Origin of the sequence: Pedobacter immunditicola (assembly GCF_037482985.1) — a bacterium.
In the GTDB taxonomy this organism is placed as follows: Bacteria; Bacteroidota; Bacteroidia; order Sphingobacteriales; family Sphingobacteriaceae; genus Pedobacter; species Pedobacter immunditicola.
Map to the genome: position 1 here is coordinate 39,975 of NZ_JBBHKC010000002.1, position 15,928 is coordinate 55,902.

General features: G+C 41.5%; 12 protein-coding genes and 2 tRNA genes. 8 read left to right on the forward strand and 6 right to left on the reverse strand.

What is annotated here, in order from left to right; genetic code table 11:
* The first annotated feature begins 28 nt into the window (after positions 1-28).
* The 3 genes from WG905_RS02740 (at position 29) to WG905_RS02750 (ending at position 3,418) form a co-directional block, all read left to right on the forward strand.
* Positions 29-1,456, forward strand: coding sequence for a DUF4623 domain-containing protein (locus WG905_RS02740; RefSeq protein WP_339590166.1), 1,428 nt, complete (start codon positions 29-31; stop codon positions 1,454-1,456).
* Between the two features lie 115 nt (positions 1,457-1,571).
* Positions 1,572-3,020 (forward strand): glycoside hydrolase family 10-like protein, encoded by a 1,449-nt coding sequence (locus WG905_RS02745; protein ID WP_339590167.1) that lies wholly within the window; start codon positions 1,572-1,574, stop codon positions 3,018-3,020.
* A gap of 182 nt (positions 3,021-3,202) precedes the next feature.
* A complete protein-coding gene (locus WG905_RS02750) occupies positions 3,203-3,418 on the forward strand; it encodes a hypothetical protein (protein ID WP_339590168.1) in 216 nt (71 codons plus the stop codon).
* 195 nt (positions 3,419-3,613) lie between these two features.
* On the opposite strand, the gene WG905_RS02755 is transcribed toward WG905_RS02750, so the two are convergent.
* Together WG905_RS02755 and WG905_RS02760 are read right to left on the reverse strand one after the other, a co-directional pair.
* A complete protein-coding gene (locus WG905_RS02755) occupies positions 3,614-3,946 on the reverse strand; it encodes a 2Fe-2S iron-sulfur cluster-binding protein (protein WP_339590169.1) in 333 nt (110 codons plus the stop codon).
* A gap of 2 nt (positions 3,947-3,948) precedes the next feature.
* Entirely contained in the window at positions 3,949-4,959 is a 1,011-nt protein-coding gene (locus WG905_RS02760) for an NAD(P)/FAD-dependent oxidoreductase (RefSeq protein WP_339590170.1), read from the reverse strand.
* A gap of 127 nt (positions 4,960-5,086) precedes the next feature.
* Here WG905_RS02760 and WG905_RS02765 point away from each other — a divergent pair, with 127 nt between their 5' ends.
* The 4 genes from WG905_RS02765 (at position 5,087) to WG905_RS02780 (ending at position 8,778) form a co-directional block, all read left to right on the forward strand.
* Positions 5,087-5,836, forward strand: a complete 750-nt coding sequence (locus tag WG905_RS02765; RefSeq protein WP_339590171.1) for a UDP-2,3-diacylglucosamine diphosphatase — start codon at positions 5,087-5,089, stop codon at positions 5,834-5,836.
* Between the two features lie 110 nt (positions 5,837-5,946).
* Positions 5,947-7,020, forward strand: a complete 1,074-nt coding sequence (gene prfA / locus WG905_RS02770; RefSeq protein ID WP_339590172.1) for a peptide chain release factor 1 — start codon at positions 5,947-5,949, stop codon at positions 7,018-7,020.
* 94 nt (positions 7,021-7,114) lie between these two features.
* Positions 7,115-7,188: transfer RNA gene (locus WG905_RS02775), tRNA-Asp, on the forward strand.
* Between the two features lie 168 nt (positions 7,189-7,356).
* Positions 7,357-8,778 (forward strand): Gfo/Idh/MocA family protein, encoded by a 1,422-nt coding sequence (locus tag WG905_RS02780; protein ID WP_339590173.1) that lies wholly within the window; start codon positions 7,357-7,359, stop codon positions 8,776-8,778.
* A gap of 54 nt (positions 8,779-8,832) precedes the next feature.
* Here WG905_RS02780 and WG905_RS02785 read toward each other — a convergent pair whose 3' ends face one another.
* Positions 8,833-11,388 (reverse strand): TonB-dependent receptor, encoded by a 2,556-nt coding sequence (locus WG905_RS02785; protein WP_339590174.1) that lies wholly within the window; start codon positions 11,386-11,388, stop codon positions 8,833-8,835.
* Positions 11,389-11,760: 372 nt separating this feature from the next.
* Complete coding sequence (locus WG905_RS02790) at positions 11,761-13,929, reverse strand: DUF5916 domain-containing protein (RefSeq protein ID WP_339590175.1); 2,169 nt, start codon at positions 13,927-13,929, stop codon at positions 11,761-11,763.
* A gap of 289 nt (positions 13,930-14,218) precedes the next feature.
* Here WG905_RS02790 and WG905_RS02795 point away from each other — a divergent pair.
* Positions 14,219-14,292 (forward strand) — tRNA-Asp (locus WG905_RS02795).
* A gap of 75 nt (positions 14,293-14,367) precedes the next feature.
* Here the strand turns inward: WG905_RS02795 and WG905_RS02800 are convergent.
* Together WG905_RS02800 and WG905_RS02805 are read right to left on the reverse strand one after the other, a co-directional pair.
* A complete protein-coding gene (locus WG905_RS02800) occupies positions 14,368-15,120 on the reverse strand; it encodes a carbonic anhydrase family protein (protein ID WP_339590176.1) in 753 nt (250 codons plus the stop codon).
* 372 nt (positions 15,121-15,492) lie between these two features.
* Positions 15,493-15,657: a hypothetical protein gene (locus WG905_RS02805; protein WP_339590177.1), complete on the reverse strand. Its 165-nt coding sequence runs from the start codon at positions 15,655-15,657 to the stop codon at positions 15,493-15,495.
* Positions 15,658-15,928: the final 271 nt, after the last annotated feature.

The window sequence follows — 15,928 nt, forward strand, 5'->3', positions numbered from 1 at the left end:
TATATTATTGATAAGAGACAAATATAATATGAAACTAAAATATAAAACATCAAAAATAGGGCTCTTGGCAACCTTTATGGCTTTGCTAATCCTAGCTTCATGTAAGGATGACTTCCCACAGGCGCTTGATACATCCGCCAATGAAACTGTTTTAAATTCAATTAAAATAGTAAATGCTGGCGGGAACGGAACTACAGTACTGGAGGGAGTTGTTGATGAAGTTGCTAAAACAGTGTGGTTCCCTAGAATTGACACGCTCACTAATTTTTCTAATCTCAAATTTGAGGCGGATTTGTCAGCTGGTGGTAAGTTGAATCAAGAAACGTATCCGGTTACATTTGAACAAGGACAATCGGAGAAAGTTATTGTTATTAAAGTCTTAAATTCCCCTCGTTACCGCGAGTACTTGGTTAAGTTAAGGTTAAATGTGCCTGTTTTCGGTGCTGATTTTGAAAAAGGGACTACTCATGATTTTACAAGCAATCCATTAGGGAAGCCAATTTACGAAGCCTTTACAGGGGCATTAACTAGAGGAAGCGGGTTTGACGGACAAAAGGTGTTAATTGCCAGGAGAGAAGCGCCACACTTGCTAAATGTGTCCGATCTGAAGGCAGGGGTAATCAATAAAATTCCGTTAAATATGACTGGAGTTGTAGGAGGAACCTTTATTCTTAATATGAGTGCCCAAGTAAATGGTCATACCTATATCGCAAATCTGTCTGGTAATACCGCTGCCAGCCCATTAAAAGTTTATCATTGGACTGATCCTAACGTTGCTCCTGAGATAATCGCTAATATAAATGTAGGAACTATAACTGGAGCCGGTGTTAGACATGGCGACAATTTTTCAGCAAGTTTAAATGATCAAGGGAATGGCTATTTCTTTTTTGGAGACAATGCCGGTGGTAAAATATTAAGATTCGACGTTGCTAATTATACAACTGTAAGTAAGCCAACTGTTTTTGCAATACCAGTTACAGGAGCTGGAGCCTGGACTTCATTTAACCGAATTGGTAATACTAGCGAGTATTTGTTTACAGGTCACGATGCACCTGTTGCACTGGTGTCAGAAGGAGGTTCGTCTGCATTTACCATGAGTAGAACGGCTATCCCTATAAGAGCATCAGATGCCCGCATAGTTAACTTTAATAGCGAGCGTTATCTTATAGTAACCACTGCGGCGAGAACTGGTTCGGAGGCTACTAATTTCATTGTGTATGATATTACAAAAGGCGCAACTGTAAAAGATGCTTTAACCAACTTGAATAATCAACCTATTGTTGCTTCATTATTTCAGTTTTCATTAATGGGCCCTGTAAATACATCGCCAGCATCTCAAACAGGTTTTTATGTTAAAAAAGACGCGATGGGTAAGGATGTATCCTTAATGCTTTATGCTGCAGCAAGTGATGCGGGCTTCGTGTTTTTTGAATTTCCAGCGAAAGTTTTAGATTAATCAGTTAAAGAAGTCAAAAATTGGGTAGGTAATAGATAATGAATTTACCTATCCAATTTTAATCTAATTATATAGCACGCTAAGCTAAAATCTAATTAAAATATAATTTAAATCAATGAAAAAAATCCCATTACACCTAGCGGTGTTGCTGGCATTGGTACTCTTTTTAAATGCCTGTAAAAAAGGTGGTGATGAGATGAAACCTGAACCAACTAAGCCACCAGTAGAAGCTGATGCTCCTATTTTTCCTAAAAAAGAAATGAGAGCGGTTTGGATAGCCTCAGTGTATGGTTTAGACTGGCCACAGAGTGTGTACAGCGTGGAAAGTCAGAAACAACAGTACATCAACTATCTTGAAAAGTTTAAAGCACTAAATATAAACGCCATATATTTCCAAGTAAAAGGAATGGGAGATGCGTTTTATAAATCAAGTTACGAACCATGGAGCGCATCTATAACTGGGACCCGGGGTGTAGATCCAGGATATGATGTGCTCAAATTTATGATTGATGAAGCTCATGCGAGAGATATTGAGTTTCATGCCTGGATGAATCCCTATCGTATAGCAACTCGTTCTGGAACCAGCAGTTCATTTCCTGCACTTCATTCTACTGTTAATCCAAATTGGGTGGTAGACTTCCCAACAATACAGATATATAATCCTGCACTACCCGAAGTTAGGCAACGCTTAGTTGATATTGTGAAAGAAACGATCACGAAATACGATGTGGACGGGATACATTTTGACGATTATTTTTATCCGGAAGGTCAAACATTTACTGATCAGGCCGATTTTATAAAGTACGGTGCAGGCATAAGCACGGTTCAAGATTTTAGAAGAGATAATGTTAATAAAGCAATTAAGGGGGTGTATGATGTCATAGTGGCTACCAAACCGGGCGTTGTATTTTCTGTTTCACCAGCTCCTGAAATCACTAAAAACTATAATACTTTATATGCCGACGTTAAGAAATGGAATCAGGAAGGATGGATAGATGTAGTGATCCCTCAATTATATCAAGAGATTGGGAACCAATTCAACGATTTTCAATTACGACTCTCTGAATGGTCTCAGAATAGCTTTAAAGCCGCTTTAATGGTGGGCCATGGCTTTTATAAATTTGGTGATCCGACTATGCCTTCGGCTTTTCAGTCATCAGGAGAATTACAAAGACAATTTGACCTTACTAAGCTGAACAAGAAAGTAGTAGGCAGTGTAATGTACAGTGCTAAATATCTTAATTCGAATAAGGTAGGTATTACAGATAAGCTTACTGCCATTTACAAAGATCCTGCTGTTATGCCGTTTTTAGGCCGTGCTGTAGCCCCTGCTCCAACTGCCGCAACTAATGTCAGGATAGAAAATGGAGAATTAAAGTGGAGTGCTTCAGGAAATGCAAAATCTGTTGTATACTATTTTTCTGATTTAAAGAAGGAAGGAAAAGTGTTATCAATAACTAAAGCAAATACGATTTCAATTAATACCAAGGGGTATTATTCTGTCTCAACATTAAACTCAGATAGCCAGGAGAGCAAGCCTTCTGCTGTAGCAGAAATAAAATAATGAATCAGCTCAATTTGTAAACTGTTTCCTGAATTTACAAAATAATTAAAAGAGCTGGATCATCATACATTGCCCTCAAAAAAGGTTAACACTATTTGGGGGCATTTTTTTGCTTAGGTTTTTATTATGCGTGAAATTGAAGATAGTCATCCCCATTTAACAATTATTCCTATTTTTACAGCATGGCAAATTTTATACTTACCGCTGAAACAGCACCAAAAGTTAAAATCAAGTTTTTAAGAAAGTACCGTGATTTGGTAAATGAAGACCTACCCTTTATTCCTGGTCAGGAAGAAGAGCTGGTTGTTAAGTTGATGCAGTTAATCAAAAGAGACAGGAACTATGTAGAGTTCACAATTAACAAAGCACTGGCTGATCCTGGAGGCAACAGGCTGTAATAAACTGCTTCATGAAAGCTTAGTTACATCGTAGCAACATGAAGTATCAAAGCCAACAACATAGCCATGGCAAGATAGTATACAAGCTTTCGAAACAGAAGCTTTAAAAAGCAGCATAAAAAAAACAAGCATTTTGACTTTACTGATCTAATCAGAATGGCCGAAATGCTTGTTTTATATAAGGTTGGAATTAGATTAGTCTAATCCGCCGTGTAATTTAACGGTGAGGCCATCCATTTCAGGGCTCAGCTTCAACTGGCAAGCCAATCTTGAATTTGGCAGTACATCTGGCAAAGTATCCAGCATGGCATACTCATCATCAGACATTTCATGAAGATTGTCTTCGCCTTCCAAAACGTCAACGCAGCAGGTAGCACATAAAGCCATACCACCACAGGTGGCAAGGATATCATATTCGCAAGCTTTTAAGTACTCCATTAAGCTTAAACCCATATCAACAGGCGCTTCAAGCGTAGTCAGGGTACCATCAGGATTTTGTACGTGTATATTAATGTTATTCGCTTCCATAATTAAAATTCACTTACGCCATTAACAGTAGTATATTTCATGGTATATTTAATACCAGGGTTCATGTATTGATAAGCACTGTGGCTCATTAAAGCAGCCTCATGAAATCCGCACAGGATTAACTTCAATTTATTGGTGTAGGTGTTGATATCGCCAATAGCATAAATACCCGGAATATTTGTAGAATAGTCATCTGTATTAACTTCTATCGCGCTTTTGTTGATGTTAAGGTTCCATTGTTCTATCGGACCTAATTTAGGGCTCAATCCAAATAAAGGAATTAAATGATCTGAGGCTACATTGGTAGTTTCAAGGGTTTTATTATGAATGATCTCTACATTTTCCAATTTGCCTGCTCCTGAAACAGAACTCAGGTTACTGTTCAAAATAAGGTTAATGCGGCCGCTTTCAGCTAAAGCCATTACTTTATTTACAGAATCCGGTGCACCACGGAAGCTTTCGCTACGGTGTACCAAGGTCAGTTCCTCCACAATATCAGCTAAGAAAATAGTCCAGTCTAAAGCAGAATCACCACCTCCGGCAATGACCATCTTTTGTCCGCGGTATTGTTCCGGGTCAAGGATCATATAGTTTACACCACGTCCGTTTTCAAACTGATCTAAACCAGCAACTGCAGGCTTACGCGGTTCAAAACAACCAAGGCCGCCAGCAATAACTACAACTTTGGATTCTATGATGGTACCCATATTCGTAGTTAAAACAAAGTCACCCTCTGCACGTTTCTCCAAACCTTCAATACGTTCACCTAAAGTAAAGCCAGGATGAAAAGGTTTAGCCTGTTCCATTAGGTTATCTATAAGTTCCTGGGCCAAAACAGTAGGATAGCCTGGGATGTCATATATTGGTTTTTTAGGGTATATTTCTGAAAGTTGACCGCCAACTTGTGGTAAATAATCAATTAAATGGCAGCGCATTTTAAGTAATCCTGCTTCAAAAATTGCGAATAAACCTACGGGGCCCGCGCCAATGATGGCTATATCTGTAGAAATCATGTATTTAAATTTGCTGCGAATTTACAAAAATTGTCTTTAAAAACAGTCTTGTTAAGAAATAATCTACATAACTTGTAGTACTTTTTTAAATTGAAGCAAATGAAATTAGTTTATCTTTGTTTTATTGATGACAAAAAAAATATATTTCGCCTCTGATTTTCATTTAGGATCTCCTGATCACGAGCAAAGCCGGGCCCGTGAAAATCGCATCGTAAAATGGCTAAATGAAATAGAATCAAGCTGTTCTGAACTTTTTTTAATGGGCGACATCTTCGACTTCTGGTTTGAATACCGCATGGTTGTTCCCAAAGGTTTTATCCGTTTGCAAGGTAAGCTTGCCCAAATGTCAGATCAAGGTATAAAGATTTATTTTTTTAAAGGGAACCACGATATGTGGGTAAATGATTACTTCAAGACCGAGATGGGGATACAAATCATCAGTAATGAATATGTGATGGAAAGGAATGGAAAGACTTTCTATTTACACCATGGGGATGGCTTAGGACCCGGCGACCGCAAATATAAATTATTAAGAAAAGTTTTCAGGAACCCCGTTTGCCAGTGGTTATTTTCTATTGTACCGCCTAGAATTGGTTTAGGCATTGGTAATGCCTGGTCTTTAAACAGTCGTGCGGCCAATCAAGGGCCTGAAGTTTTCCAGGGCGAAGAGAATGAATGGTTGGCCATTTACTCAAAAGAAATATTAAAAAAATCTCATTATGACTATTTTATTTATGGTCACCGTCACCTGCCATTAGACCTTCAGTTAAATGAAAAGAGCCGCTATGTGAATCTTGGTGAATGGCTGACTTATAATTCTTATGCTGTATTTGACGGCAAAGAGCTATGCCTTAATTATTTTGACGCAAATAATTAAGCTAAAAAACCTATTTTTGTGTCCAAATAAATCACATTCCTTCTTCTGGGTTACAGGCAAATAGCCTTCCTGCTGAGTAGCGAATGAATTTAATTATCTGAAAACAAGATATGTTAGAAAAATTAGAAGCAATTAAACTGCGGTGGGAAGATGTAGAAGAGCAGTTGAGTAATCCTGATACGATGCAGGATATGAAGCGTTTTGCAACGTTAAATAAAGAATACAAAGACTTAGGCAAAATTGTAGATCAATATAAGATCTATAAGAATGTAATGAGTAATATAGAGGCCAACAAAGAAATTCTGAATAATGAGAAAGACGCAGAAATGCGGGATATGGCCAGGGAAGAATTAGACATGCTTTTAAAGGAGCAGGAAGAACTGGAAGAAAAAGTTCGTCTGATGCTGATCCCTGTTGATCCAGAGGATGCTAAAAACGCTGTCTTTGAGATCAGAGGTGGTACAGGTGGTGATGAAGCTGCTTTATTTGCCGGCGACTTATATAGAATGTACAGCCGTTATTTTGAACAAAAAGGCTGGAAAGTAGAAACCGTAGATGTAACTGAAGGTTCTGCCGGTGGTTACAAAGAGGTGATCCTTAAAGTGAGCGGTGAAGATGTGTACGGACAATTGAAATATGAATCGGGTGTACACCGTGTGCAACGTGTGCCTGATACAGAAACCCAGGGCCGTGTGCATACTTCAGCAGCATCAGTAGCTGTTTTACCGGAAGCGGAAGAGATAGACCTTTTTATTAATCCGGCGGATATAGAACTGCAGACGTCACGCTCAGGTGGTGCTGGTGGACAGAACGTAAATAAGGTGGAAACTAAAGTGCAGTTGACGCATAAGCCATCTGGAATCGTTGTCGTTTGTCAGCAGGAACGTTCTCAATTAGGAAACAGGGTTATTGCCATGGAGATGTTGCGTAGCAAGTTATATGATATCGAAGTGCAAAAGAAAAACGGTGACATTGCTGCCCGTCGTAAAACGATGGTGTCTACAGGAGACCGCTCAGCGAAGGTGAGAACTTACAATTATCCGCAGGGAAGGGTAACTGATCACCGCATTGGATTAACTTTATATAACCTGAATAATGTGCTTGATGGTGGTGTACAGGAGCTGATTGATGCGCTCCAGTTTGCAGAAAATGCAGAAAAGATGAAAGAAGGCGCTGGTAATTAAGCACTTGAAAATTAATTAAAATAAAGTTTGGAAGTATAGATAATCACCCTATATTTGCATTCCCGAAAGGGTAATAGATATTACAAAGATCTACGGACCGGTAGTTCAGTTGGTTAGAATGCCGCCCTGTCACGGCGGAGGTCGCGGGTTCGAGTCCCGTCCGGTCCGCAAAAAGCTGCTCATGTCGAGTGGCTTTTTTGCTTTCAGCCTAAATCGCCCGCAAAAGCCTCTATTTTTTAGACAATCGTTTGCGTAGCCTATTCAAAAAACATTTACTTATAATTGGGTATAATTACTTCTGATTTCAGTTATCGGCTATTAACCAACTATAAATATATGAACGCAAATCGTAGAAAATTTTTAAATCAATTGGCCATCGGTTCCGGGGCCTTAGCAATCGGTCTTCCATCTTATGCAAGTCAAGGCCCAAACGCAGCAGCAGGCGATTCATTTAGCCCTTTAATCGGAAAAAAGCGCTTTAATATGTGCGGCTATGCAGCACCTAAAATTGATAAAGTTAAAATTGGCTTTATCGGCTTAGGCATGCGTGGACCAGGCGCCGTAGGAAGAATGTCATTTATTGAAGGTGTTGAAATCAAGGCACTTTGTGACTTATTGCCTGAAAGGGCGTCTGCCGCTCAAAAATACCTCACTAATAAAGGTCTTCCAAAAGCAAAGGAGTACTCGGGACAGAATGGATGGAAGGAAATGATTGATAAAGAAGATCTCGATCTGGTTTATATCTGTACACCCTGGAGTTTACATACCCCTATGGCTGTTTATGCCATGGAACATGGTAAACATGCCGCTACTGAAGTTCCGGCAGCTTTAACGGTAGAAGATTGTTGGAAGTTGGTTGAAACTTCTGAAAAAACACGTAAGCATTGCATGATGCTTGAAAACTGCTGCTATGATTTCTTTGAAATGCTCACCCTAAACATGACGCGCAATGGGATGTTAGGAGAGATTGTACACGCCGAAGGGGCTTATATTCATGATCTATTAGGTTTGAACTTCGCTAAAAATGGCTACCAGGACATGTGGAGGCTGAAAGAGAACATCAACTTCAACGGTGATTTATATCCTACGCATGGTTTAGGCCCGATTGCACAGTGTTTAAACATCAATAGGGGTGATAAAATGGACTATATGGTGTCTATGTCAACCAATGATTTCCAAATGGGACCCGAAGCGGCTAAGCGTGCGGAAAAAGATGATTTCTATAAGCAGTTTGTTGGAAAGAAATTTCGTGGTAATATGAATACCACCACCATTAAAACGGCCAACGGAAAAACGATGATGGTTCAGCATGATGTAACTACACCAAGACCTTATTCAAGAATCCATTTACTCAGCGGGACCAAAGGTTTTGTGAGTAAATATCCTGAACCTGAGCGAATTGCTTTTAACGAAGAATGGGTGAAAGAAACTGAAATGAAAAAGCTTTATGATACTTATAGCCCACCGATCATCAAACATGTCGGTGAAATTGGAAAGAAAATCGGTGGTCACGGTGGGATGGATTTTATCATGGACTGGCGCTTAATTGATTGTTTGCGCAATGGATTACCTTTGGATCAGGATGTGTATGATGCGGCTTCCTGGAGTTGTATTGTTCCGCTGAGCCATCAGTCCGCTACCAAAAGATCTGCGAGTGTTGATATCCCTGATTTTACCAGAGGCGCCTGGAAAAATAACAAGCCTCTAGATCTGACTTTAAATGGGGGTGGAAATACAACGGTAAGACAGGTGAAGTAACTTGCGAAAATTTCAACGGCCATACCAATAGCGGTATGGCCGTTGAAATTTCATTTACAAGGCATAACGCAAGGTCACACCGAAAGTCCTTTGATCGCCGAGTACAGCGGCATAATGACCTGCATTACCACCTGCAGGCAATAACTGCTCAAAATAGTCCTTGTTGAGTATATTACGGGCCCATACAAAAGCCGAAATACCGTAAGGCGTCTTGATCCCTGTGCGTGCATTGAGCAGGCTATAGCCCTCAATATTCAAATACGTGGAAGGAGATGGGCTTGAAGAGAAAGTTGAGCGAAACGACCCTTCTACCGCAACAAAGAATTTTGCGTCTTTACCCACAGCTTTAGTTGCAGTTGCAAACTCGCCGCCAAATGATCCTGCCCATTTAGATACTCCGGGTAAAACGCCGCCTGATATATCTTTAAATGCAACTTGTACGCCACCTTCTGTTTTTCCTGTTTCCTCTAACGGAAGCGGCGCGTTTGCAAAGCGAACATACTTGGCGTCAGTATAAGCTGCAGCGCCATATAGAGATAAGAATTCATTTACCTTGAGGTAAGCATCAAGTTCCAGTCCTTTCACATTTACCTTTTCGGCATTTGCAATGTACCCCCGATTTACACCCAATTCCGGTGACTGAACGTTAGTCTGGTAATCTTTAATATCCGAATTATGGAAGGTCAGGTTCACTGTCAGGTTATCAAATGGTGTACTTTTAATGCCAAATTGATAGTGCTTGGTATCCTCAGGCTTGATCACTGCAAGATCTGTTGCTGCGGCACCATTCACTGTGGGCAGGCCGGCCACATTAACACCTACAGGTTTGAAACTTGTGGCGTAGGTTGCAAAGGCATTCAAACGTCTGGAAGGTTTGTAGGCTACAGTAAGCTGATAGGTGAAATTCTTTTCATCTGCATCTGCCAGATACGACTGGTTGCTATAAACGCCGTTCTTTAAAGCAAGCAGGGCAGGATCAGTAGTCTCAAGGCCTCCACGAGCAACACGGTTATAGTCAACAACTTTTTTGTCGTAATTTAAGCGAATACCCGGCAAAATATGTAAGCCTTCTAACGCCCGCCAGTCAAGGCTACCAAATACTGCAGCACTTTGCGATTTGATGGAAGCATTGGTATAGATACCATATCCTTCAAATAGATCCGGTGTTTTCCATAAGGCGCTGGTAGAGCTTTGCGAAAACCGCCATTGATCGGAACCCGATTCCTCAGTACCATTGATTTCAACTTCCTGGTCCATAAAAAATAAACCCGCAACACCACTTAATTTAGAGGAGAACTCACCTGCATAGCGAACTTCCTGTGACCAGTTTTTGTGTTCGGCAGGGTTTTGCGATTTTGCCAGCGCTTGTAACCCTGTAAAATCCCTGTCGTTTGATGGATCCCAATTCCAATAGCGCCAGGCCGAAGTGGATGTCAGCGTTCCCGGGCCTAATTTTGCGTCAACATTCAAAGAAACACCACCCAATTGATTACCAGATCTCCAGGGCGTATCGTGATCTATTTTACGGTCGAAAGCATTCAGGCTTGGCAAGGAATAATTAAGATCCGCAATGATGGCGTTGAACTGGCGATAGGCCGGGCGCAAGGTAGGAACAACGCCAGCAACAACCTGGGCATAACCATCAGGCTTCTGGTCGGTAAAATCCCCTGCAAGTGTAATGGAAACATTCTCCACGGGCTTGTAAAGTAATTGACCACGAAAGCCGAGGTTGTTAAGGTCGTTGGTCGCTCTGCCTGTCCTTACATTATCAATTAAACCATCGCGCTGTGTTCCCGAAAAGGAAATCCGTCCGGCAAATTTTTTACTCAACGGACCAGATACCGAAGCCTTAGCCTGGATATATCCGTAATTTCCGAAACTGGTTTCGAAGGTAGCTTCCGGTATAAAGCTGGCTTTACGGGTGATGATATTGAAAGCACCTGCACTGGTGTTTTTACCAAACAACGTGCCTTGGGGGCCACGCAATACTTCAATGCGCTCCACATCTAGAAAGTCTAGCGTTGCCGCTGCGGGGCGGGCATAATAAACCCCATCTACGTAAAAACCTACCCCAGGATCCAGGCCATCATTGGTAAGTCCGAACGGTGAGCCAATCCCGCGGATATTGATACCCGTATTACGTGGATTCGAGGTGTACAGCTGCACCGATGGGATGAGTTCTTTAACGCGGTTAACGTTGAATGCGCCCGACTGTTCGATCTGGGGGCCACCGACCACAGAAACAGCAATAGGTACCGCCTGTAAACTCTCTGAACGCCTTCTTGACGTTACTACGATTTCAGCCAGCAACGCATCTTCAATGAGCACCAGCTCTACTGGGGTGTCCTGAAACTTCAGAATTTGAAAATCCTGAGGCTTAAAACCAACGGAGCTGACCTGAAGGTAGAATGGTGCCTCTTGCTTTGGATCAATACTAAAAGCACCGTTATTATCTGCACTTACAGAAATGTTAGTACCCCTGATCAGCACCGTTGAATGTGGTATCGTAACCCCTTTACTATCCTTAATGATGCCATTTACGATGTTTTGACTAAAAGCGTAGCCTGCCGAGAGTACGATGAAGAAGACAGTAAGTATACTTTGTTTCATGATTTTAGATTTTATGGGTTGATGGTTGATGCCTGTTTTTGCCAGACATCCAGTTGTGTTAATATGAAAAACTGTTAATAAATTATAGGCATAATGGTAGCTCTTCACTAGGTTTTAAGGATGTAAATCCCCCATTAGTGACTTTTTAAAATGAAATAGAATGTTGAGTTAAGCCCGCTGCGGATGTTGCTTTTTAGCTTGCGGAGTTATGGACTAACAACAGCAACAACATGCCCCTTTGGGGCTGGGCATTCGCATTCGGGATACGGGAAATCGGTGTTGCCTTTGAGTCATATGATTAATGTCTACCATTTTGGTAGACATTACAAATGTAGAGATATATTTGTAAAATCAAATTATTTTTGAAGAAATTTAAATATTCCACCAATAAGTCCATTTGACGACCAGTTGCCTGTATTTCACCGTAAAGGGAGAGGGTAATGAGTTATCACTATAAACAATAAAGAAGTCAGAAGCAGGTTTATACCGCCACTGCAGGCGTGTATTGATATTCATGTTTTTGATTTGTTCATTGTACTGAATAAAATTGGTGAGGTACAGCTTGTTGCTAAAGGTTACATCTACCCGTGGCCCGACTAACCAGAAAGTATGATGACCAAAAGGTTCAGGCAGGCGAAGGTCATTATAGGAGGCGTTTAGTGCTATATTTACGTAAGGCTGGAAGCGGTAGCCGACCTGACTGGTCAGGCTTTTACGGATGCCATCAGCATAGTATCCCCCATAGCTTGCATCGATCAAGTAAGTAAAAACATTTTGTGGTTTAGAAACAAATTTGACTGCCGCCGAGTTCCAGTTATGTTTTGAACCTACAGGAAGCATCCCGCTGCCTATCCTCACTGGATCAAAAGGCTGCAGCAACATCACATAATCATTGATCCCCGAGAAGGTCAGGGTGCTCTGGTTACGGAAGGTAAGCAAATAAGAGAGCGTACTCTGGTTGTCGGTACGGTTAAAGGATGGATCAAAAAAGTAGGTGGAGGCGATTTGCAAACTATGCGCCAGAATATTTCCACTCTTGGGGAAAAAGTTGCGTTGCACGATGGGGCTCAACTTTATATAGCCTTTTCTTGGTACATAACCAACTTCCGCATTGTAATTTTTACCGACATATTCTTGCTGGAGGTACAACGTCCAGTGCTTGCTTAAATACTGTAAATGCCCGGATACGACTGCGTCATTACCTTTAAGACCCGGTGAAAAAGATTTTAACCCTAAGAGTTTACCTGTCCAGAGGTTATTTGATGAAGCAAGGTTGTATTCCAGTCCAATGTTCCGGTTATAAGGATTATTATCGTCCGCATTAGCCAAAGAGCCGGTGGCATTTCTGTTTACAAACAGCAGGCCGATATTAGATCTTGCAAAAACCCGCCGTTGCAAGGTAACCACACTATAGTTTTGTGCGGCTTGTGAAATGGCGGCATCGCTGCGGGTTTGCATATTCATGGCGCCAATGCGCCAGTTTTGATTGATCTTCCCTGAAATGCGAGCGCCAAATGCAATTGGGGCATTTAAACCAATGCGCCGGGAAAAGAAAGGGCGTATACCAGCATAGCCAAAGTTTGAAAACAGGTCGCCATTCTCCAGGAAGAACTGTCTTTTCTCCGGGAAAAACAGTTCATAGCGGTCGAGGTTCGTTACTTGCTGGTCTACATCTACCTGGGAAAAATCGGGGTTTACCGTTAAATCAACATTAAGGGAGGGAGTTAAAGATATTTTTGCATCACCACCAAAGTCATAAGGGAAATCACTGCTGCCATTATGCTCATAGTCTTTAGAAAAGCCGGTAAGGGCATAAGGAATGATGGAAACATTGCTGGTGGCCGTTGGGGGTGCTTCGTCCCAGACCAAGGTTCCTGTGTAGGCAAGTGAAGCTGTTGGAAACTGGCGTGGAACAGGTGTCCAGCTAGACTTTTCAGCAGTTTTAAGGTCGTTTCTGCTAAAGTTAATTCCCCATTCACGAATTCCTTTTTTATAACGGATGCTCTTAAAGGGAATTGCAGCTTCCCATACCCATTTTTCAGCATCATTTTTTACTGTAGAAAACCACCTGTTATCCCAACTGAGGTCAACCTTGCTGCCCTCATACATGCTGCCGTCCCATTGGCCGCCAGCAGCATTTGCCCCGAAACTAAAGCCATCGGTACGGGCATCAAAAGGATCCATAAACAACAGGAAGTTATCGTTCTTTGAAAAGTTGAAATCTCTTTTCAGGGATTCCACCATATAAGGGCCCGGAACCAGGTTGTAACAAACAGCAATGATGTATAAGTTATGATCATCATAAGTCATACGCACATGCGTACGTACCCTGGCAGCACTGGTATCCATGGGCAGTACCATGTAAAAATTATCTGCAGAATCTGCCTGTAGCCAGGCCTGCTCATCCAATACGCCATCAATATTGATCGATGAGGTTGCCCGTTTGATCAAATAGCGGTAGCCGGCATTCTTCTTTTGCGCAAATACAGAAACATTTATAAATAGGCAAAAGGAGAGCAGGCAAAAAATTCGCAACATCATGAAGGGAGGGTTTATATTGGTATCACAATATAACTATTACCATGAAATTTCTATCCAATCCTTTTAAATTTAAGGGAAGTAAATAGCGTAGCGTTAATTCTTTAAAATCAGAAATATTTGATTTTCGTAATTATTGAAGTTGTTGTCGATTGATACACTTGTACGCAGGGAAGATGGTAGAGAAGTAATTTTGAGGCTGAAAATAAAAATTAAGAAAAGAGCTTGTTATTGAGATATTCGCCATATATTTGCAATCCCGAAAGGGACAAAAGATCTTAATAAGATCAACGGACCGGTAGTTCAGTTGGTTAGAATGCCGCCCTGTCACGGCGGAGGTCGCGGGTTCGAGTCCCGTCCGGTCCGCTAACTAACATTAGAAAAGCCTGCAATCACAAGATTGCAGGCTTTTCGTTTTACCGGCTCACCGAAAATATTTCTCTATTGCAAGAATTCTACTTTACCCGTTTCCATATGATATTCTGCCCCGACGATCTTCAGCTCGCCATTGGCTTCCATCTCCTTCAGTATCGGACTGTTGCTGCGGATGTTTGCTACGGTAGCCCTGACATTCTGTTTGGTCACGGCCTCCAGGTAAGCCGGATTCTTGGAACTCCGTTCTCCTTCAAAATCCTTCAGTGATTCAATGGCGGGTTTGATTTTGGCCAACAGAGCGGTGATATTTCCAAGCTCGACACCTTCAACAGCTGATTTTATCGCTCCACAGTGCTCGTGTCCCAGCACTACGATCAGTTTTGCTTTTGCAACCTTACAACCGTACTCCATACTACCCAGAATATCTTCATTAGAAATGTTCCCCGCTACCCTGGCCACGAAAAGGTCACCTATACCAGAATGGAACACATCCTCTACAGGAACCCTGGAATCCAGGCATGAAAGGATAACAGCAGCAGGATATTGGCCGAGTGAGGCCTTTCTTATCCTTTCTGACGTATTGCGCACAGTAAGATTATCTTCTACATATTCTCCGTTGCGCATCTTCAGAATGGCTAGCACCGTATCTGGCGTAAGCTTTGACTGGAACGTTTCAGTGAGGAACTGGTCCTCTATAACGTCATCTTCAGATAAGGTGATGCTGCCGTTTTCCTGATTTGAGGCTCCTGTGCAGGATACACAAAAAAATAAGAGCAGTAGACCAAGATGCAGCAGGGTGTTTTTCGGTGACTTTTTCATAGATTTTTTTAAGATAAAGAGAAATCTAGCTGGTCAGGTGATGGTTGTTATTCCTCTGCAAATTACCTAATTGTCAACGCATTGCAAAGAAATAAATAGACCATTTTCCCAGGTGTGTTCTAAAACTTTCATCCAGTATGTGTTCATGTAGCAACTACAGTATGATCAATTGGATGGAATGGTTGAACTTTGTTCCACGGCATGAGCAAATTGTAGGAAGAATCTTAGGTGATAATTATTCGAGACCTTTAGCACTTTAGAAGAATGGAATTTATGGTAAAATTTTTACCCACTACAATTATATTACCACTGATATTACGCTAGCTAAGCAAGGCAGCAGTATGGAAATACGATCTTCGCGTTCAGATTTTACTATTGTGAAATAGCCCGCAAGGAGTCGCTCGCTGTAATTTTACGCAGCCTGGCCTCTAGTTCCGCTGTCCGTTTCAAATTCCCGGATACCGTTGCCAGTTCCCGCTGCAATTGTACTTTGACTAGTGAATCAATCCTTTTCTGCTGCTCTTCCCGTACCATCATCGCTTCGTTTATGGCAGTGTTGTCCAGACTAGCAGTAGTCTCGGTTTCTTGTGCCTTGCTATGGTAACTGAAGCGTTATTAGCATAACATGAACCTCGGCCCCTAATGAATCTACGGTGGATCTACCTTGAGTCCACCCTACATTCACCCTTCACCCAATATGCTTCCACCTTTACCTGATGATCAAGTGTTACAAAGGAATTTTTTCCGTTTAACAACTAGCGATTAAAATTCCCTTAGCTTTGCCTTTTATACCCTGGTCAACAAGCAG